We start from the raw sequence: 26,903 nt of genomic DNA on the forward strand, positions 1-26,903 counted from the left end.
TTGCTTGATTTAATAGTCTGACTTCTTGGTTTCCTCCAAGTCTTGGTTCTTCAGTGTTCGCCAGTTGGTGATGAGGATTCCGTGAGGGTTGTTCTCTGTTCTCGGCACTCTTCTGAGCTTGCCGGCGGTTACTAACTGACGCATCAGGATGCTTGTCCTTCGCTCGATGCGCTGTCTGCCGTAGTAGGTGAAGGTGAGGGAATCGGTGTTGAGCTTGATGCTGTCACAATAGATACTGCAGATGGTGCTCGTACCTATTATATTATTATAGAAGCCTTTTTCCTTCAGGGCGTTGTACTGGGCTAGTCCTGTCTCGTCCACCAGATACATGGCTTTCTTCATGGTGTATTGGATATACTTGTCATCTGGTGCCAACGTGAAGAAGAACTGATGGAACATCTCGATGTCGCTCTTGGCTTCCACATCGAAGGTTTCTTCTTGGGTGGTCTGCTTCACCAGGATAGGAACGGTTCCGTCCAATACGTAAACTTTCTTGTGGGCTTCGTCCACCATGCCCTTGGCGATGATGATGCTGCCTAGGCTCACAATGACGCAGCCTACCAGAAATAGGCTGCTCACTATCATTACGAGCTTGATTTTATTCTCTACATTCTTTAATACTGCCATATTGTTGTATTTTTATCTATTCTTTATATTCTCATCACTGAAGCCGCACTTGCCTTCACAGAGGATGCTACTCCCTCGCCGAAGTTTCGGGTGGAGAATGCGGTGTCGCCCTCTGGTATCATCCACGCTGCCAAGTCTGGAACTAGGTTCAAGCACTTCAAGGCTACTACGGATGCTGCCAACAGGTAGCCGCAGGTCATGAAGGCGTTCTGGATGTAGGCAGCCATGGCTCCCTCGCCTTGGGTGATAGCAGTAAGGTTCTCTACTTGAACACTTAGTACGATGTCGAAAAGTAACAATACATAGAAACCGACGAAGTACAACATCGCTCCGTAGAAGTGTACCGTGAGATACCTCGTTATCCACTTAGCCCAGGCTCCTTCCCATTTTGGTAGGACGCTGAAAGCCCATTGAATCGGTCCGAATATCGTGAGCATTCCTAACAGTATCTGCTGACAGAAAATCGTGCTCCACCAACCAATTCGGTAGATGACCAAGGCAAAGAACATGACAACTTTGTCCAGACCTATCATTAAACCTGCAAAGGTGGACTTTGTTTCTGCGCTTTTTGCTTTTGAAAGTCCTTCTGAAACACTTTTAGTTCCTGTTGCTTCAGTTTGAACATCTGATGTTTGCACATTTTGTAATTCCCCAGCGGCACTTTTAATAGGGGAGGATATTGAATCACAAAGCTTATCTCTTTTCTGTATAAGAGGCATAAGTTCATTGTATTTATCACTTACTTGTGTAGCTTCGGCTTCATATAAGTCATGTGTGTAGCTGCCTATGCAATTAGGAATGTAAGCCAAAGCGTCAAGGATGCAAGCGTTGCTGGCACCTTTGAATCCACTCATACTTGGTGGGTACCAAAAGCACATCACGATAGCAATGCCTAACACCTTCATTATCTTGAAGACATCTATAGGCTCATTCTTCACCATCATCTTGTAGGCCATGCCTCCAGCCACGATGATAGAGAACAATGCTCCCAAAGCCATGCTCATCTGCAAAATCCACCAAAAAGGACCTTGCGAACCGATAAAATCGCTGTTGCATAAAAACTCGTTTGTTTGAAAAACGACATTATCTATGTCTTCTTCAAACAAATCAACACCTATGGTTTGCGAAAGATCGCTAACCATGTCTTTTATTCCATCCATCGTATCATTACTGGATGAAGCATCTAAGAATAATGTACTAAATGCCATTTTTATATCAATTTTAAAATTTTCGCACAAAAGTAATGGAAAAACATAAAAATGGCCGCATAAACACGATATACCTTTTTATTTAACATATTCTTTTTCTAAGGTGTATCGTGTAAACTGTTATAAATGAGGCTGCTCGCCCCCTTTAACCCCTCGGTGTTAATGCAAGGGTATAGATTATTGAGGTGAATATACAACAAAGCCCCTTGCTAACGCAAGAGGCTTATGATTATTTGAATAAAGAATCAAGATTTTTATCCTTTTCAGTTTTGTTGAGTAGTTCTGATTTTGCAGTTTCCAAATTAAGAGCATCGATTAAACTCTGTATTTGTTGTTCGCTGTTGAAATTAAAACAAACTTGCGACACAGAAAAAGTTTCTTTGATAGGATAGGATGTAAGCATTCCTTCGTTGTAACCTTTGGTTCTTATAAAAGGAATTCCATTCCACCCCATAAAAACATTACACTCTCCTTTTTCATCTACATTAAACATGGCATGTACTTCATGTATAGCTGCGATTTTCATGTCTTGATAGTATTCAAAACCGTTTTTAGTAGCTTGAAGAAATAATGCAGGATTGTTTTTGTAATAACCGATTTCCTTGGAATATTTCTTCACACCATTTTCCTTTGCTATAGATGACCACTCTATATATTTTTCTTTTATAAATTTTAATTCATTAATAAAGTCAGTCAAACAATTAGGTCTATTTTTTGTTTCTAATCCAGCCTTAATTTTTACTCCTTTATCGAAGCAGGAAAGAGTTAGATTAAGTCCAGAAAAACTGCCATCATTTATAAATAAAGTAGTGAGGCACGTATCTGGATGGTTGTTGTATCCTTTCATATAAAATTTACGTGTTACCGTCCCAGTCTGTGCCATCACATTTAGCATTCCTATCAAACTAAGGAATACTACTGCTATTGTTTTCTTTGCTATGCTATAATTGTTGTAATTTTTGTTACTCATATCATTTACTCTTTGGTTTGACATTATTGCCGTTTTACCTATTTTTGGCTGTAAAGGTACAGCTTTTTCTTGAATTGAGCAACATTATTAACTAAAAGTTTAGTTTTCACATATATTTTATTGTACTTTTGAGTAAAACGACTGATTTATATCCTTATTTTTCTGTTTCTTTATTGTATTATTGCCTTATTTCTTTGTTGCTATATTTCTTTATTTTCTTATATAATTATATTTTTATATGGTTATATAATTATGCGAATATAGGTGTATTTGTTTGCTTATTTGGAGAAACCATCCACGGCCATGGCGTTCTGCCATCTTCGCATGGCATTGTTTGCTATCACCGTATTGCTTGATTGCCTGTCTATTTTCGTTGCTTTCTGCTGGGCTTGTTTGACAGTCTTTAGACTTTTCCAATATCTTAGTTGTCCTGTGAGGGAGAGGTTGCGCTTCACTATGTCTTGGTAGATGGCCAAATATTCCTTCTTTCGACTGCCTAGGTCTAGATAGGACTTTCTGATGAGCTTGATGGCACAGTCGAGACTATTGTAGATGTCTTTCCAGTTCTTGAAGTCATCGCTGCTGCCTCCATAGCTTACTATCTTGTTGATGTTGCTTTCGAAGGTGTTCATCTTACTCTCTATCTTTCCCTTTTCCATCATCCAGGCGACATCGCCTGCGCCTGGTGTTCTTGTAGCGATGTTGGTGGCTTCTACCTTCTCTCTCTTTACCAAGTCGGAATCCACTTTCTCCGCTAAAGGAACTTCCTTGTTGGTCAATACTTGATTTTCCAAGCGAAAACTCAACTTGTTGGTGGCTGCTGCTGTTTTTTGGTAACTCTTGTGCATAAGTTGATAGTATTCTCTTGGTTTAAGACTGCCAGCACCAGTTTCCATTACTGTAAACTGATTCATGATGTCATCTTCATGAATATAGGTAACCTCGGCTCCTTGCGCTCTTGATGTCGTGGAGATGAATAACATTGCCACTAATGAAAATAAAATTCTTATATGTTTCATTGATTATTGCTTAATATAATTATATTTTTATATACTTATATGTCTGTTTCTTTATTGTTTTATATAAGCCTATACTTATATATGCCTTTTATCCATTGGAACTAAATGTCTTCTCTTGACCTGCCGCCGAGAATGCCCCCTCCTCCCAAAGCCTTATGTTTCTCGGTGGAAGGGCTTTGAAGGTTGTTGTAGGCAATGTACTGCGATTTCTTCCATGTGTCATATGCCTCCAACGCCATCTCCCTGATGGTCTTGGCTCTGAATATCTCTTTCTTCCAGAACCCCAGGCGAATGGTCATGTAGCTCCAAAGGGTTAGGTAGGCGTTTCTGACAGATGCGTCGATGGCATCCATGTTCTCATTGATACATTGCAAGCAGAGCATCATGGATTCTGTCTTGCACTCTGCCGTTCCTGTGAGGTAGGCTGACAAATCTATATAGGATTTATAGATGCTGGAAGCGGAACTTTTTATATCCTCTATGGTTTGCTTGCTTGTTGTATAGATGATGGTGTCCGATGACCATATCTTGCCCTTCAAGAGTATCTTTTCCTCATACTCGTTCAGAAGCTGTAGGTAGCTCTTGATGTTGCTACTGCAGCTTTGATAGGTTCTTACTCCATGAAAAGCCGTGGCTGTTCCATTCAAAATGAGGTCGATGATGTCAAAGCAGCGTTTGTATTTATCAAGCCTCTTGCTGGATTCCTGATATCCCTCGATGCTTTTCTGCGAGCCTTCATGTGCCTGTTCTACTCCTAGCTCAGCTATCATTCTTATATCCAAGGCTGTTCTTACAGTCTTGTGGTTGGAAATCATCGCTTCTATGGATGGCATGTCGTTGATGCCAAACTGGGCGTGGCTTTTTGTTGGAAGCCATGCCAGTAATGCCACTATTATATAATAGGTATAGTACCTATGGTTCTTTTTTCTCATACCGTTCGTTTTTAATTGTTACTTTTTATTTTTTCAATGAGCATATCTGGGGATAGTATGTCTAACTTGGAAAAGGCAAACCACTTTTTACCTAAGTCTTTGATGGAGGCTCCAATGTGATATACATCATCGTCTATACAAAGGAAGCGGTCATGCGACAAACGGAATGTTTCAACATCAATCGGTGCATATTGAGCATTATGACGGTCTATGTCGAGTTGGAACTGACGGTTTATCTGCTGAGTGTAGATAACCGCAGACACGTTATTATCTCTTTTATCGAGCAATGTCAGTACAGTCTCGTCAACGTAGTTGTCGATAAGGACAATACGCTTCTTCGCACTCTTAATCAAGTCGGACACGAAAGTATAGGCATCATAAACTTGCCCATTGTAGAACACACCTTGCTTCGGCTTTGCATTGCCCTCGTCCAATCTGCGGAATACTTCGTCTATGCGCTTGTCTGTTTCTTGCTGATGTTGCTGCATTTCCAGTTGATGGTACTCCATTGTTGAAAGACGTTGGAAAACTTCTGCATTTGTCACCATGAAACGTCTCATTGCAACAAATGCATCCATAATACGTATGCTTACACGAATTGCGGTTTCACTTCTAAGAACAGTGGAGAGCATAGCCACTCCCTGCTCCGTGAAAGCATATGAACGAACTGTTGAGTGCTTCAAAATATTGAACCGGTCGCAATTTGCGACCAGTTCAGCCATTTCCTCCTTAGTTAGTTGAAAACGGAAACGCTCAGGGAAACGTTCTATATTACGTTTTACAGCCTCGTTTAATCTTTTAGTTTCCACTCCATAAAGTTCAGCCAAGTCTCTGTCTATCATAATCTGCTTTCCACGAATAGACATTATTCGACTTTCTACAGGAGTGGTAACTACGACTTCATCATTTTGTAACTGGTCACAATTTGCGACCAGTTCTCCTTTATCTTGATGTTCTATATTATCTGCCATATTGCTATCTTTATTTTTAAGATCACAAATTGTGACCTTAAACGTTTTTGTCAGACTTTTGTGTGGATGGGGTATTCTCTTTCTTGTCCTCTACTCCTGCCTGTTTCTTCATTGCCGCCATACTTGCATCTTCCCATCTTGTAAGTGCATACTCGGCGATGGCTCCTCTGGATGCCCTGCTCACTACATCGAATATCTTGTGCTTCAGGAAGTCGAGGATGGTTTCTCTGTCTTGCATCACTTTCTCCAAGATGACAAGCTGTGAGTAGATGGAAGTGAGCTGGTAGTCAACTTCTCTTGCTACATCCAGGCGGTCGCTAGCCCATAGCAGATGGATGCCGTCTTCGTCTTCGTCATCATCAGCTTTTGAAGCATAGTTGTACTTGATGTTGATGCTGCAGTTGGGCATGTCTTCCATCAATTCCTTCAGCTTGGCATTCACCTCGTCGGCTCTTTCTTTCTCGCTCTTGTTCATGTCTAGCTTGATGACTGCCACGACATTGTCGCTGGAATACTCGCTAGTGAGCTTGAAATCCACGGACAATATGGCTCGATGGATTCTGATTCCAAGGAAATACTTTGGCTTCTGTTGCAAGGTGAGGGTGGCTGTATAGGTCACCGTTGACTTCACCGACGGACAATAGCCATGTCTTACAAAGATATATTGGCTGCTGCCTTCCACCCAGTTGCCATCGTCTGTCCATTGCAGCTGGTACATGCCTTCCAATTCCTTCATGTTGGATGGTATCCTGTAGGGACCGTCCAAGTTGTCGGCAAGGTCTTCGTAATACTCGTTTACATTGTTGTTCAACTCGTTGAGGAATTTCTGTGTATTGTTGAGCTGTTGCTTCAAGCTTGCCGTCTCATTGGTGATGGAATCATATTGGCTGCGCAAGCTCTTCACCTTGTCCTGGTTGCCCAACGACTGGGCTTGCTGAATTTGCTTTATTAGCTCTTGCTGCTTCTTGTCGTTGCTGGAAATCTGTTGCTTCAAGGTGGAAATCTGTGCCTCATACTCCTTTTGCTTGGTGAGAAGGTCATCCACATTGTTATTTTCTGAGTCCGGGGTGCTGCGCATGGCAAACTCCTTTGACTTCTCATTGAGGGAACTGCCTTGCTTGCCGTTCTCCTTCCAGTTGAAGCTGCCTTCTCCTAGGGATGCTCCTCCGTCACAGGTGGCTGTGAAACTTACGGAGTTGCAGCCTTCCATCTTCTTCTCATCGGCCATGGCATAGTATCTTGGTGGGTCGGAGCACAGCTTATAGGAGAGGGTGCTGCCTTCCTTGTCGGCCTCTTGGTCTTGGTAGTATTTCAAGCGAGATTCCATCTTCTTCTTGAAGATTTCCAGGTTCATGGTCTGGGAATCAAAGATTTCCTCATACACCTCATCCTTGATGTTCCAAGTGTCCGTAACTGTCATATATACGCAGAAATGCTTACCTCTTTCGTGCTTGGAATGCGAAAAGGTTCCTCCGCTCTTGTCCCAGATGTAATTATAGGAAACGGTCTGATAGCTGAGGGTTATGGTATGTCCTGGATTCTTTTTCTCGTAATCAGCTTTTTTAGTCGCATTCCATCCTGTCTCACTCTCGGCTGCGCTCTTTAACTGATTGTATTCCGAGGTGGTGAGGGTTGGATAGGGTGGGGCTGTCTTCTTTTGGGAGTTGCACTTGAATATCCATCCTGGCCAGTTGTCGTTGTTGTTGGTGTTGGTAGGTGGGGACGGCTTGTAGGTGGCGAGGACTTGCGAGCCACTGTTCACCTGGGCTATGTACCATCTTTGGGTGTAATATTGTCCCTGCATCTCCTTGATGTAGTTGCTGATATAGCCTGTGATGTTGTAGTCGTCAACCTTGAAAAGTCTGGCCACGCCGTCGGCATCGGCGGTCTGGATTACTTGCATCAGGATGTTCTCCACGTTTCCTGCTTCCTTGTATTTGTCGTATTGCTCCTTGAAGTGCTTGTAGAGGTCTGCAATCTCCTTGGGCTTCATATGGAAAATCTTGCCTATCTTGCTTCCTTCTTGCAAGTTGCTGTCGATGGTGTTTCCACCAATGGAGGCCAAGAGGCTACCAAGGTTCTTGAAGTCTTCCTGTATGTCCTCTTTCGTGAGTCCGTCGCCAAAGTCTCCAAGTTTGTCCAACAGGTCGCCCCAGTTGGTATTTGCACCCATCTGCGCTAGGTCGAATATCTTTCGCAGGTCATCGTTGATGAGGAGGAACGTCACATCCTTGAAACTAAGCTTGCCATTGGTGCAAACTAGCTCGAACTGCTTGCAAAGCTGTTCCACGTTCTCGGTGGTCTTGAACAGGTAAGGCCCCCAGTAGATGGCATTTTGGGGTTGCTTCACCATCTTGGAGGCTACGGTTATCAACTTTGGCATGATACCGTTCTTCACAAGGTTGAGGATGCGCTTGTAATAGTAGTTTTCCTCAGACGCAAAAAGGCCAGGGTTACGCATGGCATCCCTGTCCTTCTTCTTGGATAGTAAAATTCCCGCAGTGGCTACGGTGGCACTCTTGTAATGGTCAACGATCTTTTGCAGGTTGCTGGTGTTCATCGCCTCCATCTCTGCCTCCGAAGCGTAAGCTGCGGTCATGGCTGCAGCCGTCACCTTGTCAACGTTCACCGCATGATAGGACAGGGAGAATATCGGCAAGGTGGCTAGCAACAGCATAGTTATTATAGCACTTAATCTACGCATGGTTTTCATTGCTTGTTCTTGTAGTAAAACACTTTCTTTTCCTTCAGTACTTTCTGGGAGAACTCCAGGCTCTTCTTGATGCCGCTGTTGTGCCAGTCGCTCACAAACTGCTCGATGGCATGTTGGTAGTCGGTGGCCATGAGCTTCTTGTAGAGCTTCAAGGCTTCCTTCTCGGCTTTCTCCGTGGTATAGGCCATGTAGCACTCCGGTGGCTCCTCCACTCCAAGAACCTCGCCGTTCTGCCCTCTCTTCAGGAATACTTCCTTGAATGGGCTTCTGCCTTCCTTGTTGTCCAGACGGTTGATGGTGAAGATTTTCTTGCAGTCGTTGTCGGTGAGGGCGAGGGTGGCCTTGATGTCAGCGAACTTGTCCTTGAACTTGCTTTGGTCTAGCAACATGAACACGTCGGAGTTGTTGATGATGGCTTCCTTCACGATAGGGGAGGAGGTGATATCTTGTATCTCCTGTGTCACAACACCAACCATCGCCCAGTGCTTTCTGGCGGTTTTGTAGAGGTATTTTATATAGTTGGCCATCACTGGGGTGGCGATGGCTTTCCATGCTTCCTCGATGACCAGGCATTTTCTGCCTTTCTTGATTCTCATCTTCTGGGTGAACACATCCATGATGATGAGCACGATGATAGGGAAGAGAACTGGATCGTCCTTCACCTTATCTATCTCGAAAACGATGAACTTCTCATCAAACAGGCTGCTGTCCAAGTCGTTGTTCAGGATATACTCTTGCTCTCCTCCCTTGTAGAAAGGTTTGAGGATGGCGGCGAAGTCATTGATGTTGAACTCGATATGTTGTTGGTGCAGTATCTGAGGAATGCGCTCCAAGGCAAACTCATAGTAGGTGTTGAAGGAGAGTTCCTTTACTTTCAGCTTTTTCTTCTGTCTCTCTATCTTTTCCAGCTTGCGCTCGATGCGCATGAGATAGTTGTTTTCTATCACCTCCGGGGTGAGAAGCATCAGTTTCTTCTTGGCATTCTCTTTTTCACCTTCGGTGGATGCAGCGTCATCGATGACTGCTTGCAACTTCCCCTTCAGGCGTTGCTGTCTGGTGAGGTCTTTGCCATCTTTTGCCTCTGCCGTGGCTGATTCAAAGTCGAAGTCCTCTCCATATTTCTCTTCCAATTCTTGCTCATACTCCTCATACTTGCCGTTGGTCTTGTCTTGGAGAAGGAGGGTGTCCTTCATCTTCTGCCGCTCTTCGTCGGTAAAGCCTTCGAACGGATTGAAGTAGGCTTCGAAATACTCCACGATGGTTTGGTTGATGATGGTGTCCTCTATCTTGGACGGCATCTCCGCTCCCTTGAATATCTGGAAGATGAGACTCTTCAGGAAGTTCTTCTTCTCGCCAAAGTTCTGGTCATACTCCAGCTTGGTAATCTTGAAAGGGTTCATGGAGATTGGCTTTTCCTTGCTATAGGAAATATAGGTGCCCTCGAAGTAACTGCACAAGCCTTCGTAACTATCTCCTGTATCTACTATCACGATGTCCGTGTCTTGCTCGTAATACTGGCGCATCACGGTGTTCATGAAGAAGCTCTTGCCACTTCCCGAAGGACCTAGGACGAAGAAGTTACTGTTGTTGGTGTATTTCACCTTTCCTTCCTTACCTGTCGTGTCTATTGGCATTGGCACTCCTTGGCGGTCGGTATAGTAACACTTCAAGGGGGAGTTGTCACCCTTCGCCTGGTGTTCCTTGTACATCAGGCACAAGGCGGCCTCCGAGATGGTGAGGAACTGGTCGTAGTCTTGGTTGAGACGGAAACAGTTGCCAGGGAAGCTCGCCACAAACAGCTCCAGCTGGTTGTAGGCTCTCTTGGAGATATGGATGCTATACTTGGCAAAGATGTTCTCTAGGTTGTTGGTGACTTTCTGGAAGTCCTTGTCTGCCTCTATCTTTATCACCAGGTTGTAGTGTGCATATACGAGTTGCTTGCCATTTCTTGCCACCTCGTCTTGAACTGCCTTTATGTCCTCTACGGCTATCAGGTTGGATGGGTTTGGAATGGAAGCGTGACGGTTCTTCTTTTTGTCTAGCTTTGCCATCTCCCTCTTTTGGTTCGGGAAGAAGATGACTTGGTTGTAAATGACAGTATCTACACCTGGGATATGGTCTAGCTCCGACAGCAAGTCCTCTGGCATCACCGAGTTGTTCACCACGGTGTCGCTGTAGGGGCGTATCATGCCTGGCAAACCTACGTTGTCAACATCCAGCAGGCTATATACTTTTACATGTTGGTCGCCCATGCCGATTTCTTCACTGTCAACCTTGAAGTCGGTCATGCCTGTGGTAGGATTCTTGAAGTCAACGGCAAAGAAGCGGTCGGCAAACTCCTGACACTCCCTTGCGCCAAGGAAGCGGCATGTGATTCCACCACTCTTCAATCGGTCGGCTACTTTCTGTATCTTTACGTTGAAATCTCTCCACTTGTTGTTGTCGTAGGCTTTCAGTCCGCCACTCTTGCCCTTCTGGGTAATGGTGAGATAGGTGGTTGCCTCTGTGTAGCTTCTTCCGTTGAAGAAACGGAAATAGGCATCTGATAGGAAACGCTTCTTGGCATCCTTGTTCTTGCCCTTGATGCTGCTCATGTCGAACTGCTTGCGCACAAAGATGTCTTGCTTGTGGATGGCATAGCCATCTCCAAGCACTTGCATCACTGATGCCATGAGTGATGTGAACTCGTAATAGCTATCGGTGTCGGCGGAATATTTCCTCACTGGATTCTCCATCTTCAGAACGGCGGAGTAGTCGCCTTTCTTGGTATATACCACGCCGATGCCATCCACTTCCTCTATGCTGAAATAAATATCCTCGAAGATCTTGGCTCTCTTTCCTCCAGTGCCGAACGCACCTACGGAAATAGCCATACCTACGAGGATGGAAATGAAAACGACCGAAACGAAAAGTAAAATCATATCTATGAATTTATTAAATGATAAACTTGCTCATCTTTTCTGATGTTCCACAAGATGGGCAAGGATGAAAACACCCACAGGTGAGTGCTTGGAATGCAAGCCCTTGTGCTGCTTGATGAATATCATCGCTCCTCCAAAGCCTACGATGGATGTAATCAAGACAAGGCCTACTAGAAAACCGAAGGCAACGTAACCGATGAGAAAACTTAAAATGCCTCCTCCAACGGTTCCTGCAGCCCAATATATGTACCTACCCCTTAAACCCATAAATTCAAGGGGCTTTTGGAGTCCCTTGAATACTGGATAGTCAGGATATTGCTCTTGACTCTCATTTGCCATAATTTATTGATGACGATTAGTTGGTTACACCAAAGAACAATGGCAATGCCTGGGCAGCTGCCACAAGGAAGATACATGCGCCCACGGTCATCATAATCTTCTTCTTGATGTCGTTCTCCTCATTGTTCATGGCAATGTAGATGGAGATGGCTCCAACCACGGCAACGACACCTGCAATGGCATAGCAGAGCTTCACCACTACTGGAACATACTTGGCAATCTCGGTGGTCACCGTTCCCAAGGCTGTTGTTCCTGCCGAATAGTCACCAGCGGTGTTCTGGGCAAACATTCCCAGGGTAAAGACAAAGAGGAGAGTGAACACCATGGCTACTCTTGGGTTGCCAACTAGAGCCTTTGTGCCCTTGGTTGCAGAGCACACAAAGTCCTTTGCGCTTACTGCGTTTTTAAAAATGCTAATTTTCATAAATACTTTTTTTGTTTTGATTGTTATTATCTATAATTTAATTTAACCAAAGTTGAACCCGAAGAATGCTGGCATCACGATGGTTGCACCTATCATGAAGAGGCAACTGCCTACAAGCACCATCACACTCTTGGTGAAGCCTTCCTCTCCTGCTTGCAACTTGATGTAGATGCTGGTAGCACTGTAGATGGACAAGACGGCTGCAATGGCATATAGTAGCTGAACAGTCAAACTGCACATGGCAACGACGTATACTACCATGTCATAGAGCTTTCCTGAGCTTCCGCTGTAATCGGTTGTACCACAGGAGGCGGAGGCCGTAAGGCATATTGCCGTGAATAGAAAGGCTAGAAAATACCTTTTCTTCATTATCTTTCTCATATGCTCATCCTTTCTGCCATATCATCGCCTTCGGCAACCAACAAGGCTAGGCGTTTGTCGTCATAGTCTGCGGCTGCTATCTCATCCTCACTCTCGGCAACTACCTTCACCATCTCAGCCTTGGCTGCCACAGCCTTGGCATATAGCTCGGAGTCTTCCGTTGCCATAATCTTGGAGGCTATGTCCTCGCCGCTTTCCTCTGGCGAGATGGAAGGCTCTTGGACGGTGGCTTCCGATGGGATGGTTTCTTGTTTTGCCGAAGAGGTGTCTGGCAAGGCTTCCTTTTCCTTGATGAAGGTTGGTTCCTCGACAAACGCTTCTTGTGAGGAATTGCCAACGGCAAACACCTCTACGTCTTTCTTTTTCTTACCTTTGTCGCCTACAGTGTCCATGGCCATTATAACGGCATAATAGACGATATAGACAAATGTCAATATTGCTGCGAATATCCAAAATGCTCCCATTGTCTTGATTTTGTTTTGTTAAAAATTCGGGTGCAAAGGAACTACTTTTTTGCAATATAGGGGCGAAAATCACGATATACCTTTTTATTTAACATATTCTTTTTCTAATAACCCTCTTTCTCTTTGCTGATAATCAATAAGTTATAGCTAGCTTGTATTTTTCTTGTATCTAATTTTTCATTTTCGTCCCTTTTGTTCGACCTCATCTTTTATTTGCAAGTAGCGGCGTTGCTCGATGTCCCCCTTGCTTTTTCCTGTGCAAAGTTATGGCAGCCCTGCCAGATGCCAAGTACCAGGAGAGGACTCCTTATTTGGCTAAAACTTTTCTGGAAGCCTTCCGCAAATATTGCATATTTGGGTATTCCTGAAAAGTTTCTACCAAATTCCTTGGCGTTCTGACTTCGCTGGGCTGCCATCCTTTCTGCACGTAAAAAGGCTACAGGGGACGACGGACACGCCGGGGTATGATAAAAAAAATATCGGATCGAACGGAACGAAAAGCTGTAAAGGCTAGAGGATTCCAGAAATCCGAAGTATAAATTCATTTATGTTGAACCAATAAAATAGAATGATTATGACAGGACTTGCATTAAGAGTGAGTGTTCCTAAGTGGAACGTTGAGAGTGAGCTTGGTTACAAACCAATCACTACTTTTTGGGAGGATTTCTCCATCGCTGATAAGTTCGGCAATGAGGCTGTAAATGATACGTTCAAGCGTGCTTTCACTGAGTGGAAAGGCAACTATGCCTATCTTACGGAAATGGTGATGGTGTTGAACCATAAGATTTGGCAATGGTATAAGAAGAACATTCTTCTTGCCAAACTCTACAACCAGTTGTATGATATGGCTGCTGAGTATGCCAAGAACAACTTGAAAGGGGAGGAACTTGATTATTATTATCGTATCACTGACTAACAAAGGTAACGGAGAGGCTAACCACCTCTCCATAACTAAGCTACAGAATGGAAACAAGATTTAAAATGGCTGCTACGCAAAGACAGATGAACTATCTCCTCAGTCATTATGGTGTCAAACTTTGCGAGAGAATGGATAAGGAAGAACCTAAGTTTCCGATTCCTGGGGAAGCAAACGTTTATCTTTGGAAGGTGCTGCTTCGTCATCCAGAAGGATTGTCAATTCCTTCCTTGATAGGTTACTCTAAGTTGTTGCCAATGTTGAGAAACTCATATAAAAAGCAGAAAGTATGATAACGCTGATTCCTATCACATCAGAGTTGTTGCACCTGAATATGTGAAATTCAAGAGAAAGGTGCACGGATAGGAGAAATTTAAGAAAAATAACTTGCAAGTTACGAAATTTTTTCGTAACTTTGCCATCAAATTAAACAAAATGGGACAGAAAGAAGAAAAAGAAAAGATTAAAACGGCAAGAGAAACATTAGGAAGGTATTTTTATGACTTAAGTAAGACTTCATTTGGTACAGGCCTATTAGGAACGTTCTTGCCGTATTTTACAAAAGATGAGTCTGCAATGACAGAAAAAACAATATGGTTATTTGCAGGGTGTCTTATAGCAACAGTTGGTTTTGCATATGTTGGTAATAAAATTTTAAAAAGATAAAGTATGGATTCATTGTTGATTTTTATGACAGGCGTTGCAATAATAGCAGCAGGGCTTGCTTTTTGGGTAAACACCAAAATGGGGAAAAAATGGATTGATAGTTTGTAAGGTAAATCCAGAAATCATTAGCGTTTACAATGACAGAATTGGCTATTATTGCTGTTGGCATATTGCTGTGGAGCAATACAAGAGCTGGTAAGAAATGGTTGAAAGAACTTTAAGTGTTTATAGAGGTGGCAAGTTGCATTGCTGCCTCTTAATTTTTCGGCTGCTCCCTCTCGCAGCCAACAGGCGAACCGTTCAGCTTCGTCTGTAAAGCGGTATCGCCGATGGGTGTCTTGGTAAATGTTCCAAATAGTAGCTGTTTGGAACATTTGCGCTTTTCTTATGTCTATGGCTTCGCTTTATTCCCTTTCTCCTGACTTTCATCCATCCTCGGCTTCACTGAGTTCTCCTGAAAGTCTGGAGAAACTGCACTATGAAGCCATAGAGCAGCAAGGGAGATAGGTCGAACCTTCATGTGGGGCTTTGGCCACCACACCCCTTGGCGGATGGCATACATGCGAGGAGGACTTTTCTTTCAGGGTAGGCTTGCTTCCGTTTTTGGCGAAGATGGACTTCCTTCCCATCTCCACCTATTTTGAAAGCCAGGCTACCCCTCCCTCCAAGCCACATGGACATGCCATTCTCCTCACAAGTGTGCCATCCTCTACGCTCCTATATCTATAGCCGAAGTTTCGGAATCTTATTTTTCTGTTTCTATATTTCCTTATTTTCTTATTTCTTTATATATTTATATAAGTATATAGTTCTATAAGAATATAATTGTTTCTACCTATAGAACTACAGTGCTATATCTATATTTTTCTTTTCTACTTTTCTTATATCTATGTTTTCATATTTGTTTCTGTTGTTCGACCTCACTTTTTTATTGAAGCGGTAGCGTGCCGTCTGCCCTCCCTTGCTTTTTCCTGTGCAAAGTTATGGCGGCCCTGTCAGATGCCAAGTACCAGGAGAGGACTCCTTATTTGGCTAAAACTTTTCTGGAAGCCTTCCGCAAATAATTCTTATTTGGGTATTCCTGAAAAGTTTCTGCCAAATTCCTTGGCGTTCTGACTCCTCTGGGCTGCCATCCTTTCTGCACGTAAAAAGGCTACAGGAGGCGAAGGACACGCCGAGGTATGATAAAAAAAAATATCGGATCGAACGAAACAAATAACTGTAAAAGGCTAGAAGGTTCCGGAAATCCAAAGTATAATTTTTAAAGTTGAACCGTTAAAATGAGATTGACAATGAAACAGATTATTAAGTTTCTCAAGAAGATGAGTGTGGAAAACGCTTTGTTTTTCTTCTCAATGTTTGGAGTGGCAATGATGGCTTTTGCTTTCATGGGTGGTAACATGCGCTTCCTTGATGAGGGATTGGCCATCTGGCTGATAATAGCTGGAGCAGTGGTAGCTGGTGTGGGAATGATTGGAGTCTTCGCTAAGAACGACTTCTTCATCTACGACATCAACGAGACTTCATAGATTCTTTCGGGAGAGGTGAATAACCTCTCCTGTGCTTCTTTTTATGTTAGGCAAAGGTGGTGGTATATGTTAAAAATGAAAGATATATCATTTTATAGCAGTCATTTTAAGTTCCATCACTTATCTTTGTAACTTCAAAAATATAGATGATATGAGAATGAATGAGATTTCTTGGCAACGAATGGTGTATATGAACCATAGTGCCAACGTTGTTCCTGCAGGAAAACCCTATAAGAAGCAAATGCTTCAGGGAAAAGTCTTTCCTGTCACTAAAGCACAGGCTAGGAACTTTGTTCTGATGGGGTGTCTGCTCAATGAACTTAACAACGAGGATGTTCGGGTAGTGGAATTGATACTGAACAAGCATGGAATTGTTGGCAACTACAGCTATGCCAAGAAAAAGGGGATGGTGAGACTCGTCAACTCATGTGATTTCGACAAGGCTCTGAGAATGGAATATAATTTTTAAAATTTGATGATATGGAAGAAAAGTATGAGAGTTTTAAACAGAAAATTCTGAAACTGAACGAACTCGCTTTGAGAGGGGAAGAGGGAGAAGCCATTAATGCTCGAAAGGCAATGGTTAGGCTTTGCTCTACCCTGGGTGTTAATTTGGAGGACATCTTGAATGAGAGCGAACAAAAGAAAGAATATGTCTTCAATGTTGGATGTGACCACTTGCTGAAGGAGCTGTTCTTTATGTGCAGTGAGAAAATCTTGGGCGACGGTGAGATTTGGTATAAGGAGAAGAATAGCCATATATCCTTGGAACTTACTCCTTCACAATATGCCGAGTTGTTTACTTACTTCGATTTTCACAAGGAAAACTTCAAGAAGGAACTGAAAGCTACAAGGAAAAGATTGCTTCTGGCATATTTGTTGAAACATAATATCTATGTTGGTAATGATGACGGAACAGACAAAGAGCTTTCATCGGAGGAACGCCGCAATGCTTGGAAGACTTTGCAGATGGTTGATGGCTTGGAAAATGTGTCTTATTTAAAATCTTTGGAAGACAAGTAAATGGAAAAGAATGATATTTAATACAATGAAATGGTGATTGCCAGAATGAGAAAAATGAGGGAAGAGGCAGAAAAGCGAAATACTACTGTTGATTTCTGTAAAATACAATAGGGACTCTCTATTTTCTGTAGCGAAATAGTCTCTGCTTTTGGAGTGTTTACACTAAAAACAGAGACTATTTTGTTATTAATATGTGTGAGATATGGTAACAAACACTGTCTCACCAGAATATCCTATCTTATAGGTTACTTCTTCCACAAGCCAGCGATAATCCGTCAATCCTTCGTTGAAAATTTCTTCATGCTCGTCGCCATACACCACCATATGCAGGAGAGACTTGTCTTCTAGCTCCTTTACGTTCCTTAGGTAGGATGGTGTCCTGTTGTCTTCTTTTCGAATCTCTTCCAATAGTAAGTGCAGGTCACTGTCGGAATTGGATAGTTGGCTGTAAAGCTGCTTGAATATCATGTCTTCGTAGTCGGAGAGCATGATGAATTCTCCTTTTCGAGGAATTATGGACATTTCGCATTCTATGAAGAATGCTCTGTGGGGATAGCACTCTGGGATATTGTTATAACAATCTATTCCTTTGCATCCCCAAACATTTTTTGGTAATAATATGACTTTCATCTTGATTTCTGGTATTGCTTAATATTCCGACAATGCTTCTCTGCGGGAAACGCTTCTAGCCACGAAACTGAAGGAATTGCCTGTGCTCTTGTACTTGCAAGGTTCGCCTACTTTCGAGACTGTCACGCAAAACACAGAGAGTGGAAGAGGTGCTTCGGGATGCTCTTTTACAAAACTCTCGATTTGTTCCTTGAACCAAAATGCTTTCTTGCCATTGAAAACCACTACAAGGTTGCCGTTGCATTCTATGGCTGCCCTGCCAATTTCTTGGTCAAATATGTCAACTTTTTCCATTGTGCAACTTATTTTAGTTCTCTTACTTCCATGTTTACACCTCTCTCATAGATGACAAAGGTGTAGGTCTTTCCTTTATACTTGAACTCATCTATGGTACGTGATATGTCACGGCCTTTTACTTTCTCTTTGCCGGAAAGTCTGTTCATTTCGGCAACTTGGTTCTTCCTGTAATAGCCCAATATACCTTGTATGACCAAGATTGCGGCGACAATGGCAAATAGCCAAATGTTGTCTTTGAAAAATTTTCTCATCTGTCTTGTTCTTTAATTGTTATTATACTCTTCTATGGCCTTGAATATCTCCAAAGCCACTTGCGGAACCCAGGCATTGCCGTATGCCTTTATGGATTCCTTTCTCCATTTTCCTTCAGAAATGGCAAGGTCGTCCACATCGAAGGGAAGCCCATCATCTCCTCTGCATATAGTGGGTTGAACTGACGGGAACCCTGTGAACCCCCGGTTTCCTCTGCTACTTTCTTCGGTGATGGCAGCTTGCCGTTCATGGCAAGGGCTGTCAGTCCCATTCCCATCTGGCTCTTGGAATTGAGCTTGGTGGTGTACTTGGTCGCCTCCGCAGCTGTAGGCGTAGGGAGGAGGTGCAGGGGCAGAAACTCCGTCTTGCCCTTCTTGTTGCAACGTTTCAAGCCCTGTGTCTGTACGGTGGGCAACAATCCATATCCTGTTTCTTCTATGGGGCGCTCCTGTGGCACAAGCTGGAATAACAAGCGGTTGGACTTCATATCCTTCTCGCTCAATGTCTTCACAGATGGCATCGAGGATGTACCTGTATTCTTCTCTACATACAACACTTTCTTCGAAGAGAAAGTCTGAACGTCCCATTTCAGTGACACTGCTGGGTTGTACCATCGTCGTGATGCCAACAACGTTTTCAGCAACGACCCAAGTGGGCTGTATCTCCCGAATCGCTCGTAGCATTTCAGGCCAGAGGTAGCGGTCATCTTCCGCTCCTTTTCTGCTTCCTGCATAGCTGAAGGGCTGACAGGGAAATCCGCCTGTGAGAACATCGACTTTTCCCTTCCACTTCGTGAAGGTTGTCTTGGTGATGTCTTCATAACTTTCTGAATTTGGAAACCAATAGTCAAGAACTTGCCTTGGAAACTGCTGTATCTCGCAATGGAAGAGATTCTTCCATCCCATCCAGGAGGCTGCAAGCTCCGCTCCGCCTATCCCCGAGAATACGCTTGCGTGGGTCAAGGTGTTCTTGATGGTGGTATCGTTTGTTAATGGGGCTTCTCGCCCCCTTTCACCCCTCGGTGTTTTCAGGTATAGATTATTAAACCTGCTGCCGCACTGGGAGGAAGGGGAACGATGCCTACGAGTTGAAGATTTGGGAAATATCCCCTTTTCTGGGCTTTTTCACACGCACCTTTCCATGAAGCTCCTCATACTTGCGGATAAACATATCGAGGCCAACTCCGATGATTTCCTTGATGGCCACTCCCTCGATGTCGGCGATGGTTCGTACCTTACTCATCACATCTGGATCAACCATGGTGCTGATTACCTCATAGCGTGGTTTCTCCTTTCGCCTGGTAGGTGAAGGAGCCTCGCTAGGACATTCTTGTGTAGGAACAGCTTCCTGTTCTTCGGTCTTCCCTGTCAACCCTTGTAACAGGGAATCCATTGCGTTTGAATTGATGCTCTTTGACATAACTGCTAATTTTACGTTCTACTTGCTGATGGTTACATTGTTTAATACCATTCTCTCCAAAAACTCCTCGGTCAGGGCGATGTAGTCCTGTGCGCCATTGCTCTTCTTGTCGTAGTCAACGATGTTCGTTGCCTCCAATGGTGCCTGGGCGATGGTGACATTCTTGCGAATCTTTGTCGTGAACACTAAATCGTCCAGCTGCTTTCTCAAACCTTCCTCGATGTTCTTGCTGAGCTTCGTTCCTTCCCATCGAGTGATGGCGATACCGAAGATGTTTACCTTTGGATTGAGGAACTTCTTGATTTGGTTGATGAAGTCGAAGATCATCTTCAATCCGTTAAATGGCAAGACTTCTGCTACCAAAGGGATAATCACATAGTCGGATGCCGTGAGGGCATTCAGGGTGAGCAACCCAAGGGAAGGTGGGCAATCGATGAGGATGTAGTCGTACTCGCTCTTGTAGTTCTCCAACAACTCTGAGAGGATTCTCTCTCTCGCCATCTTTCCTGCCAACTCCAAGTCTGCCTGGGCTAGGTTCAAATCGGCTGGTATCATGTCCAAACGGATGTCCTCACGTACCTTATATATATAAAGGGAGGTGGAGGACTGGGATTTCAAGCCATCATAGATGGTGGTTGTGACCTCTTTCTTCAAGAGTGAACTCGTGAGGTTTGCCTGGGCATCCAAATCTACCAAGAGAACCTTGTAACCCTTGGAGGCAAGGATTGAACCCATACTTGCTGTTGTCGTTGTCTTACCAACGCCACCTTTGTGGTTGGCGAAGGAAATAATCTTTGCGTAATGTTTCATAATTGCGTTGTATTTTTATATAATTATATGACTATATAGTTATTTTCGCCTACAAAGATATGAATATTGGTAATATAACAAAATAATTATATAATTATTTGCATATTTCGATGCTTTTTTGTACCTTTGCAACAGAAAAAGTTCTTAAAATATAAGTAATATGAAGAAAATTTTAGCATCAATGATGATGTTGGCTGCAACTTCCACAGGATTTGCCCAACAGGTAACGGCTCCAGAGCCTGAGTTTATTAACAGCTATTGCGTGCTCACAAGTGATTCCACTTTCGATGCGCTCCCAAAAGAGGACGGAATGATTTCCAAGCATCAGAATAAATTCGGCAAATTTGCCAAGATAGCAGGAGCTGTTGGAGACTTGGGGTTTGCAGGAGGTATGATAGGGGCCAGTACATCTGGAAGTGCTTCTGGTATAATTAATGGTGTTCGTGTGATGGGAACAGCAGCTGGAGTAGGACAAGCTGCCGATGCAGTGAATACCCTCGCAGGAGCAGAGGGTATGGACATTGCTTTCGCAGGTGGCAAATCTGCCTACACCGTGAAGAATGCAAATAATGGCATCCGTTTACTCATTAAGGGAGAGAAGAACGAGTACGATCCAATGGAGATTTACCGCATTGTACGTTTCAAAGCATCAAAGAAGGACAGAAGAATTCAATGGATGGAGTTCAAGCCTGCCTTGATAGGCAGCGCAGAAACCAAGAAGAGAGGATATGTAGCTTTCACAGGTCATAAATATGGAAACCAAAGCTATCTCTTGGAAATTCCAGCATCTGAGGCAGAGCCAGGAGAGTATGGCATCTTCTATATGTCAATCATCACGGCTACAGCCATCCCTGTAGGAACATTTAGTATTAACAAATAAAACGTTACGATTATGGAGGCTTTATTAACTTTGGCATTTGCCGGTTGGCTCGGCAAGAAAACCGTGGAAGCGGTAGTTGGTGGTGGAAATAAAAAGAAAAGAAGACGCTCTAAGACCAACTGGGATAGACTAAGCTATTCCCAGAAGGCTTGGCTTCATGACCATTCACTATAGTTTAATGGCAAATCCTGTAGTTTAAATTGCAAAATCATTATATATAAGGTTCAGCGCTCCTGGTTCGAGAGAATCAGGAGTTTTTTGTTTGTAAGCCATTAAAACTCATAAAAGTTTGGAGATTAGAATTATTTGTCGTACTTTTGCAGCGGAATAAATTTAATAAAGTCCCTTTGTGGCATAAATTATGTGTAAGGTATCAGAAGAGACAATCCTCAAGGCTAACGAGAGGATGAGAAAATATAAGATAGGGCAGAACAACAAGAATGTCTCACCTATGGGGGTTACCGTGGACACTCATGTCCAAGGTAAGACCTATAGTCAAACATTTACAGAGAATAGCATTAATGCTATCTTTGAACGTGTACTAAGCAATAGGCAGCATGGCAAAGCACTATAACTTCATTTATGAGGAATTGGTAAGGTATGAGGGTGACTTGGTAGGACGTGTTGCCTACTCACTGTATAAAAGGGAAAAGATTGCTTTTATAGAACAATAGAGTAGGATGTAGGGGAGTAATCCCCTACATCTACTCTATTTGAAATATTTCGGTGCTATTTTACTTTGCTTGCCCTTTGCTCATAAGTTCGGCATAGGCAAGGGCATCTCTGATAATGCAACTGCTTTCAGTCTCTTTGTCTTCCTTGCAAATGGCCCTGTATTGTTGCTTGAAGACATCTGGACATTCCTCATAGGCATCGATAAGGACATATCTTATCCATTTGTCATAGTCCTTGGGATGAGGAAGCTTAAGTCTTCTCAGAAACATACCTGTGGCACGCTTCAAGGTGTTGACATCGAGCTTGACGGCCTTGCCTGTTTCCATGTCTATCCAGGCAAACAACAGGTGGGCTACCTGCACTGAGCGGTCTATGCTGATTTGAAAACATGATACCTTGAATCTTTTTTCAAATGCCAGACTTACTTCCTTTATTTGCTCCAGTGTGGTGGATGCTGGAACCTCAAAGGAAATTTCCCTGATGACCTTTGTGTTGCGATATGGCAGAAAAGAGGTCTTCTTTTCTATCACTCTAAGAAGTTTCTCGTATCTTGATACGTAAGTCTCTTCTATCCAATATTCTGGTTGCATGGGCAAATCTGCCCTAGCAACGTCAATGTTAAGGATTCCGTTATTTCTCATAAGGTTTGCGTTTTATAGCATTTACTTTTTCCATAAGTCCCCATCTCTGTAAGTGAACTTAATCTCGTAGATGAAGGCGATGATGATGCCAATGACGGCAACACCGAATGCTATTCCCACTATTTTCATAGGCTCTCTTTGTTTTTTATGAACTTGTAATAGGCGTATGAGCGAAGGCTCTGAAAGTGTATGTAACTTCCCGACCAGTCCACTGCGGTCGGATTTCTGTCCATGATGGTTCTCGTTAGCACCTTTCCTGCTGAACTGTTGGGCAAGAACAGGTTCACTTCCTCGTACTCCTCGCTTTCTACAAGAAAGTGAGAGAGGTTGAAATGGTGGTTGAGGATGATGCAATCGCATTCCTTGGGGAGTGCAATCTTGCCGTCCTTCGACAAAGAGAGATAGGCCAGATAGTCCATGAAATTACTAAAAAGGCAGCAACTAGCGACTGAGCCTTTTTTAGAAGGTTGCAATGTGATGCCCTTGCGATGAATTGTCGTTGGTCTTTTCATCTCCGTCAGGCTGATGAACTCCACGCCTCCGTGTACGTTTCTCATTCCTATTCCGTGCCACACTCTGTTCAAGCTGCTACAGTCGATGGAATATACTTCTTCTGGTATCGAGGAAGGATTTATGCCAAATTCTTGCAGTTTTTCTTGATCTTTCACTGTCAAGGACTCAAAGCAGATTTCTTCTGCTGCGTGTTCCAAATGCAGTGCTTTTCCGTTCTTTTGCTTGTTCATGATTGTTAAATATTTATTCGTTTCACTCATTTACTTTTATCATCATGATGTTCCTACATCTTGTTTATTAACTTTTGTAGGTCTTGTGTCGTTCTTCCTAAGGCGAAATAGTCGCTAATGTCCTTTTCTTGTTTGGTTCCTCTGAGAGGTAACTCCAATCTGAAAACGTTGTAATTGCCATTGTACTCTTCCACTCTGCTCTTGGATTCCTTGATGCCTGTAGTATCAGAATCGTAAAGAAATATAATTTTTCTGAACCTCTGGGAAAGCAGCTTTATTTTGTCTGCAGGTATCTTTGCCGTCTCGCTGTTGAATGCTATGGCATTGTAGCCATGGGAAGCAAGGGACAGGACATCCTTTTCTCCACCAGTGATGAACACCATGTCGCCGTTTTCTTGCAACTGTTCCCATCCAAACACATATGGCGTTGGCAGGTCGCCGCCATACAGAAATCTGTTTTCTGCCTTAGGACGATATACTTTGATGCCCTTCATGTCGTTGAAGAAATAGCCGTAGGCTGGGATGGCCTTGGAACCAAATATGTTGAAACTCTTGCCGTCGGCTTTATTGAAAGTCACGCTTCTTAGGCTGTGAACATGATAGCGACGTAGGGTGTTGACATCGATTCCATACTTGTTCCAATACTCTAATTCCCAAGACATAAATTCTTGTATGACAGGCATGAAAGTCTTGATACTTGATGTCTTGTTCTTGCTGATTTCTTGCTTGATGGCAGCTCTGTTGAACTGGGGCTTTGAGGAGTACTTTCCCTTGTTCTCCTCAAAGACTCCCAGGCACAGGTCCTGGTCGATTCTCTCCAATACGGCCTTGAAATCATTGCGGATGCTCATGTTCAGCACCCTTGCAGCGATTGCAAAGGCGTTGCCGCTACATCTGCTGTCGCCAAAGTCCTGGAGATAGTAGTAGGCTTGCTCTCCTGGAGGCTCGTTGAGATACAGATGGCAGGACGGACGGTTGTCGCCACTTCTGAAGGGGCTCTTGAACTTTTTCTTCAAGCACTCCTTACCCAGATAATAGCTGAAAATATCCAGTCCTCCATCTGTTTTCTTCAAAATTGTTTTGTATTCTTCCATGTAAAACCTAATTTTTGCCGCTTTATTTGCGATTTGAGACGTTTTGTTTGTTTCTGTGAGGAATTTATTGCTTGCCTCGGAAAAGTCGTCCTGAGCGTTGTTTTTACGCTTTTTAGTGAATCTTGCGGAAGTTGATGTCTGGCATGTGTACCACTTCCATCAGCTCGTTGAGCCTTTCCGCAAGCCTGTCACCATATTTCGGGCGTATGTCTGCCATCGGCAAGTTGGTGGTGATGATGGTCGGGAGCATCTTGTCGTAGCGATACGACAACAGCTGCTCGATGGGCTTGTATCTGTTCCCGTACTCGCAGAAGTCCGTTTCTTCCGTTCCTAGCTCGTCGATGGCGAGGATGTAGGTGTTGGCGCATCGCTCAAACTTGGGCTTGTTACTTACGAACATCTGGTAGAGTTCTCTAGCCGTGACTAGCCAGATTCCTGCCTTGGAGCTGAACACACTGCCTTCTCCATTGCTAGGATCGGGAATCTTGCAGCAGTTGATGAAGCTTCGCATCCCCTTCACGCAGGTGGTCTTTCCGTTGCCTGTGATGCCGTTGAGGACAAGCCAGCAGTGCTCCTTTCCGGTTGTTAACCACGAGGCGACTTTTTTCATGCTTTCCATCTGGGATGGTTCGGCAACGAAAGACTTCTCTCTCTTTTTCACCTCTTGGGCGAAATGATAGCGCAGATGCTCAAAGCACAGCTCTGGGGTGAACCCCATATTAGAAATTTCCTTCATAGATGCCTCCTTCCGAACTTTTTGGTACAAACTTCTCGCCGCTCCAACGCTCTGAGGTTGGTGATGGGGAACGGTTGGAAGCCTGAGGTTGGTTGATAGTTCTCAAATTCTTTTCAAGCCAGTCGCAGAAATGACACTTGAAGTCTTTCATATCCTCATGCTTATCCTTGCCACGGCAGACTAGTTCAATCTCGAACTCGTCAACTTTGTTCTTCACTTCCTCTGATGTGAGGAGCTTGTATTTTTTCTGAATGGCAGCTAACCATGTGGTTTCTGACTTCACGAGGTCGGCAAAATTTTCTTTGTTTGATTTCTTTTGCTCGTTTTCTTTCTCCACCTCGGTCACTTCTAAAACTTCGACGAAATCCCCCTCACGCACGTGCGCGATGTCGTCGTCGATATTCTTTATTTCTTTTATTCTTTTATTCTTATATTCTTTTAGTGTTGTTAAAGCCGTGTTAGAACTATGTTGCTCCTGTGTTAGTACCGTGTTAGAACTATGTTGCTCCTGTGTTAGTACCGTGTTAGTTGAGATTTTTGTAGCTTGGTAACTATCATAATTACAGCGAGTTATGTCTCGTTCTTTTTGTGCCGATATTTGTGAGTTGTTATGTTCTGACACGGATTCTATATTATTGTGCCTCTCTTGTGTTAGCACTGTGTTAGTTGAAATTTTTGTAGCTTGATAACTATCATAATTACAGAGAGTTATGACGCTTTGCTTATGTGCCACCCCTGGTAAATACGAGATTTCGCCAGTTCGTTGTAATCTGGCTAGACAAGTTCTGATGCTCTTCTCGGAAATGCCGGTTGCTTTTGTCAATAAACGCAAGGTGGAATTGAGCTGCCATGCTTCACTTCTGCTGTCGTTGTTTATGACTAATTTTGCTTTCAACATGAAGTACACATACAAATGCACCATGTTTGGCTCATGATACCAACCCCAATCGCAAATCTTGCGATATAACTTTATCCAATCTGGAGCAGCCTCGTCTATTCCGATAGGCTGAAACTTGTTGAAATCAACAAGAACGATGATTCTTCCGTTCTGCAACTTCTTATATTCGATTTCTTTGGTGCGCTGGAGTCTTGCGAGCCCTGTTCGAAGCTTCTGCAATGAAATCCCAGTTTCCTTAGATAAATGGTTGAGGGAAACAAGGCATTCGCCACGTTTGATGGTGATGTCATTGTATTTGACATCATAAACGTTGGCGTTGAGAAGAAGGTACAGATATAGCTGCACCATGTTTGCGTCATGGTACCAACTCCAATTTACAAAGTTGCGTGGCAACTTAATCCAACTATTGTCTGCTATGTTCATGATTCTTTGGCTTTTGATTCCTCTATTTTGAAAGACACGCAGGGCTTGCCGCCTTTGTAGCTGATGATGATTTCATCGTCTTTCTCTGTTATGTCTCGTATGTAGGAAAGGAGAAATTTTCCTCTTTTCCAACTTAGCTCTTGCTTTTTTATGTCCTCGCCTAGGTTGTGGAGTGCAAGCTTGCACTCTTCTATGCCTTGGCAAGGGGCAAAGTACGAAGGCTTCAACTTCACGAGGAGGTCTATAAGCCAAGGTTGCTTCTCTGCTACTTGATAATATCTTTTGATTCTGTACATTGCTCT

At 43.4% G+C, this 26,903-nt stretch carries 32 protein-coding genes; 8 read left to right on the top strand and 24 right to left on the bottom strand.

Annotated features, from left to right (window positions below; all coding sequences use genetic code 11):
* Nucleotides 1–9: 9 nt before the first annotated feature.
* The 12 genes from traK to FO447_RS02075 form a co-directional block, all read right to left on the bottom strand.
* Nucleotides 10–627, bottom strand: coding sequence for a conjugative transposon protein TraK (gene traK / locus FO447_RS02020; protein ID WP_117586837.1), 618 nt, complete (start codon nt 625–627; stop codon nt 10–12).
* 23 nt (nt 628–650) lie between these two features.
* Nucleotides 651–1,769 carry a hypothetical protein gene (locus FO447_RS02025; protein ID WP_118312266.1) on the bottom strand — a complete coding sequence of 373 codons (1,119 nt, stop codon included), beginning with the start codon at nt 1,767–1,769 and terminating at the stop codon, nt 651–653.
* Between the two features lie 295 nt (nt 1,770–2,064).
* Nucleotides 2,065–2,805 (bottom strand): hypothetical protein, encoded by a 741-nt coding sequence (locus FO447_RS02030; protein WP_118312261.1) that lies wholly within the window; start codon nt 2,803–2,805, stop codon nt 2,065–2,067.
* Between the two features lie 278 nt (nt 2,806–3,083).
* On the bottom strand, nt 3,084–3,788 hold the full coding sequence (locus tag FO447_RS02035; protein ID WP_117587977.1) for a DUF5045 domain-containing protein: 705 nt from the start codon (nt 3,786–3,788) through the stop codon (nt 3,084–3,086).
* A gap of 137 nt (nt 3,789–3,925) precedes the next feature.
* Nucleotides 3,926–4,756, bottom strand: a complete 831-nt coding sequence (locus tag FO447_RS02040) for a hypothetical protein (RefSeq protein WP_200757443.1) — start codon at nt 4,754–4,756, stop codon at nt 3,926–3,928.
* An 11-nt stretch (nt 4,757–4,767) separates the two neighbouring features.
* Entirely contained in the window at nt 4,768–5,727 is a 960-nt protein-coding gene (locus FO447_RS02045) for an ORF6N domain-containing protein (protein ID WP_119249476.1), read from the bottom strand.
* A 37-nt stretch (nt 5,728–5,764) separates the two neighbouring features.
* Nucleotides 5,765–8,431, bottom strand: a complete 2,667-nt coding sequence (locus FO447_RS02050; protein ID WP_200757445.1) for a PspA/IM30 family protein — start codon at nt 8,429–8,431, stop codon at nt 5,765–5,767.
* Between the two features lie 5 nt (nt 8,432–8,436).
* Nucleotides 8,437–11,361 (bottom strand): TraG family conjugative transposon ATPase, encoded by a 2,925-nt coding sequence (locus FO447_RS02055; RefSeq protein WP_200757447.1) that lies wholly within the window; start codon nt 11,359–11,361, stop codon nt 8,437–8,439.
* A gap of 30 nt (nt 11,362–11,391) precedes the next feature.
* Complete coding sequence (locus FO447_RS02060; RefSeq protein WP_117588088.1) at nt 11,392–11,700, bottom strand: DUF4133 domain-containing protein; 309 nt, start codon at nt 11,698–11,700, stop codon at nt 11,392–11,394.
* A gap of 16 nt (nt 11,701–11,716) precedes the next feature.
* Complete coding sequence (locus FO447_RS02065) at nt 11,717–12,025, bottom strand: DUF4134 domain-containing protein (RefSeq protein WP_117588093.1); 309 nt, start codon at nt 12,023–12,025, stop codon at nt 11,717–11,719.
* Nucleotides 12,026–12,166: 141 nt separating this feature from the next.
* On the bottom strand, nt 12,167–12,493 hold the full coding sequence (locus FO447_RS02070; protein WP_118255880.1) for a DUF4134 family protein: 327 nt from the start codon (nt 12,491–12,493) through the stop codon (nt 12,167–12,169).
* 8 nt (nt 12,494–12,501) lie between these two features.
* Nucleotides 12,502–12,969, bottom strand: coding sequence for a hypothetical protein (locus tag FO447_RS02075; RefSeq protein WP_144150460.1), 468 nt, complete (start codon nt 12,967–12,969; stop codon nt 12,502–12,504).
* 574 nt (nt 12,970–13,543) lie between these two features.
* Between FO447_RS02075 and FO447_RS02080 the strand changes: the two genes are divergently transcribed.
* The 6 genes from FO447_RS02080 to FO447_RS02105 all read left to right on the top strand — a co-directional run bounded on the left by FO447_RS02080 (nt 13,544) and on the right by FO447_RS02105 (nt 17,103).
* Complete coding sequence (locus tag FO447_RS02080) at nt 13,544–13,885, top strand: hypothetical protein (protein ID WP_200757449.1); 342 nt, start codon at nt 13,544–13,546, stop codon at nt 13,883–13,885.
* Nucleotides 13,886–13,932: 47 nt separating this feature from the next.
* A complete protein-coding gene (locus tag FO447_RS02085) occupies nt 13,933–14,178 on the top strand; it encodes a hypothetical protein (protein ID WP_147382000.1) in 246 nt (81 codons plus the stop codon).
* 142 nt (nt 14,179–14,320) lie between these two features.
* A complete protein-coding gene (locus tag FO447_RS02090; protein WP_117588092.1) occupies nt 14,321–14,551 on the top strand; it encodes a hypothetical protein in 231 nt (76 codons plus the stop codon).
* A gap of 1,292 nt (nt 14,552–15,843) precedes the next feature.
* Nucleotides 15,844–16,080, top strand: coding sequence for a hypothetical protein (locus FO447_RS02095; RefSeq protein WP_117588281.1), 237 nt, complete (start codon nt 15,844–15,846; stop codon nt 16,078–16,080).
* Nucleotides 16,081–16,237: 157 nt separating this feature from the next.
* Complete coding sequence (locus FO447_RS02100; RefSeq protein ID WP_147381977.1) at nt 16,238–16,549, top strand: hypothetical protein; 312 nt, start codon at nt 16,238–16,240, stop codon at nt 16,547–16,549.
* An 11-nt stretch (nt 16,550–16,560) separates the two neighbouring features.
* A complete protein-coding gene (locus tag FO447_RS02105) occupies nt 16,561–17,103 on the top strand; it encodes a hypothetical protein (RefSeq protein WP_118313379.1) in 543 nt (180 codons plus the stop codon).
* A gap of 186 nt (nt 17,104–17,289) precedes the next feature.
* Here FO447_RS02105 and FO447_RS02110 read toward each other — a convergent pair whose 3' ends face one another.
* The 6 genes from FO447_RS02110 to FO447_RS02135 all read right to left on the bottom strand — a co-directional run bounded on the left by FO447_RS02110 (nt 17,290) and on the right by FO447_RS02135 (nt 20,511).
* Complete coding sequence (locus tag FO447_RS02110; RefSeq protein ID WP_147337064.1) at nt 17,290–17,625, bottom strand: hypothetical protein; 336 nt, start codon at nt 17,623–17,625, stop codon at nt 17,290–17,292.
* Nucleotides 17,626–17,751: 126 nt separating this feature from the next.
* Entirely contained in the window at nt 17,752–18,027 is a 276-nt protein-coding gene (locus FO447_RS02115; protein ID WP_117586518.1) for a hypothetical protein, read from the bottom strand.
* 8 nt (nt 18,028–18,035) lie between these two features.
* Nucleotides 18,036–18,281, bottom strand: a complete 246-nt coding sequence (locus FO447_RS02120; RefSeq protein ID WP_117586517.1) for a hypothetical protein — start codon at nt 18,279–18,281, stop codon at nt 18,036–18,038.
* A 12-nt stretch (nt 18,282–18,293) separates the two neighbouring features.
* Complete coding sequence (locus FO447_RS02125; RefSeq protein ID WP_233547169.1) at nt 18,294–19,187, bottom strand: DNA cytosine methyltransferase; 894 nt, start codon at nt 19,185–19,187, stop codon at nt 18,294–18,296.
* Between the two features lie 175 nt (nt 19,188–19,362).
* On the bottom strand, nt 19,363–19,674 hold the full coding sequence (locus tag FO447_RS02130) for a hypothetical protein (RefSeq protein ID WP_144150486.1): 312 nt from the start codon (nt 19,672–19,674) through the stop codon (nt 19,363–19,365).
* Nucleotides 19,675–19,719: 45 nt separating this feature from the next.
* The gene (locus tag FO447_RS02135; RefSeq protein WP_117586516.1) at nt 19,720–20,511 is read right to left on the bottom strand and encodes a ParA family protein; all 792 of its coding nucleotides are present in this window, start codon (nt 20,509–20,511) and stop codon (nt 19,720–19,722) included.
* A gap of 160 nt (nt 20,512–20,671) precedes the next feature.
* Here FO447_RS02135 and FO447_RS02140 point away from each other — a divergent pair, with 160 nt between their 5' ends.
* Both FO447_RS02140 and FO447_RS02145 read left to right on the top strand, forming a co-directional pair.
* On the top strand, nt 20,672–21,391 hold the full coding sequence (locus tag FO447_RS02140; RefSeq protein ID WP_117586515.1) for a hypothetical protein: 720 nt from the start codon (nt 20,672–20,674) through the stop codon (nt 21,389–21,391).
* Nucleotides 21,392–21,403: 12 nt separating this feature from the next.
* On the top strand, nt 21,404–21,565 hold the full coding sequence (locus FO447_RS02145) for a hypothetical protein (protein WP_153082140.1): 162 nt from the start codon (nt 21,404–21,406) through the stop codon (nt 21,563–21,565).
* 560 nt (nt 21,566–22,125) lie between these two features.
* Here FO447_RS02145 and FO447_RS02150 read toward each other — a convergent pair.
* From FO447_RS02150 to FO447_RS02175, 6 genes are all read right to left on the bottom strand, one after another.
* A complete protein-coding gene (locus tag FO447_RS02150; protein WP_118313387.1) occupies nt 22,126–22,707 on the bottom strand; it encodes a hypothetical protein in 582 nt (193 codons plus the stop codon).
* A 125-nt stretch (nt 22,708–22,832) separates the two neighbouring features.
* Nucleotides 22,833–23,264, bottom strand: coding sequence for a hypothetical protein (locus FO447_RS02155; protein WP_200757451.1), 432 nt, complete (start codon nt 23,262–23,264; stop codon nt 22,833–22,835).
* Nucleotides 23,265–23,503: 239 nt separating this feature from the next.
* On the bottom strand, nt 23,504–24,523 hold the full coding sequence (locus tag FO447_RS02160; protein ID WP_234699044.1) for a toprim domain-containing protein: 1,020 nt from the start codon (nt 24,521–24,523) through the stop codon (nt 23,504–23,506).
* Between the two features lie 133 nt (nt 24,524–24,656).
* Entirely contained in the window at nt 24,657–25,280 is a 624-nt protein-coding gene (locus FO447_RS02165) for a hypothetical protein (RefSeq protein ID WP_118253402.1), read from the bottom strand.
* Nucleotides 25,264–26,601: a DUF7833 domain-containing protein gene (locus FO447_RS02170; RefSeq protein WP_200757455.1), complete on the bottom strand. Its 1,338-nt coding sequence runs from the start codon at nt 26,599–26,601 to the stop codon at nt 25,264–25,266. Before FO447_RS02170 ends, FO447_RS02165 begins: the two co-directional genes overlap by 17 nt.
* Complete coding sequence (locus FO447_RS02175; protein ID WP_117586507.1) at nt 26,598–26,897, bottom strand: hypothetical protein; 300 nt, start codon at nt 26,895–26,897, stop codon at nt 26,598–26,600. Before FO447_RS02175 ends, FO447_RS02170 begins: the two co-directional genes overlap by 4 nt.
* Nucleotides 26,898–26,903 lie beyond the last annotated feature (6 nt).

Origin of the sequence: Segatella copri (genome assembly GCF_015074785.1) — a bacterium.
Lineage (GTDB): Bacteria > Bacteroidota > Bacteroidia > Bacteroidales > Bacteroidaceae > Prevotella.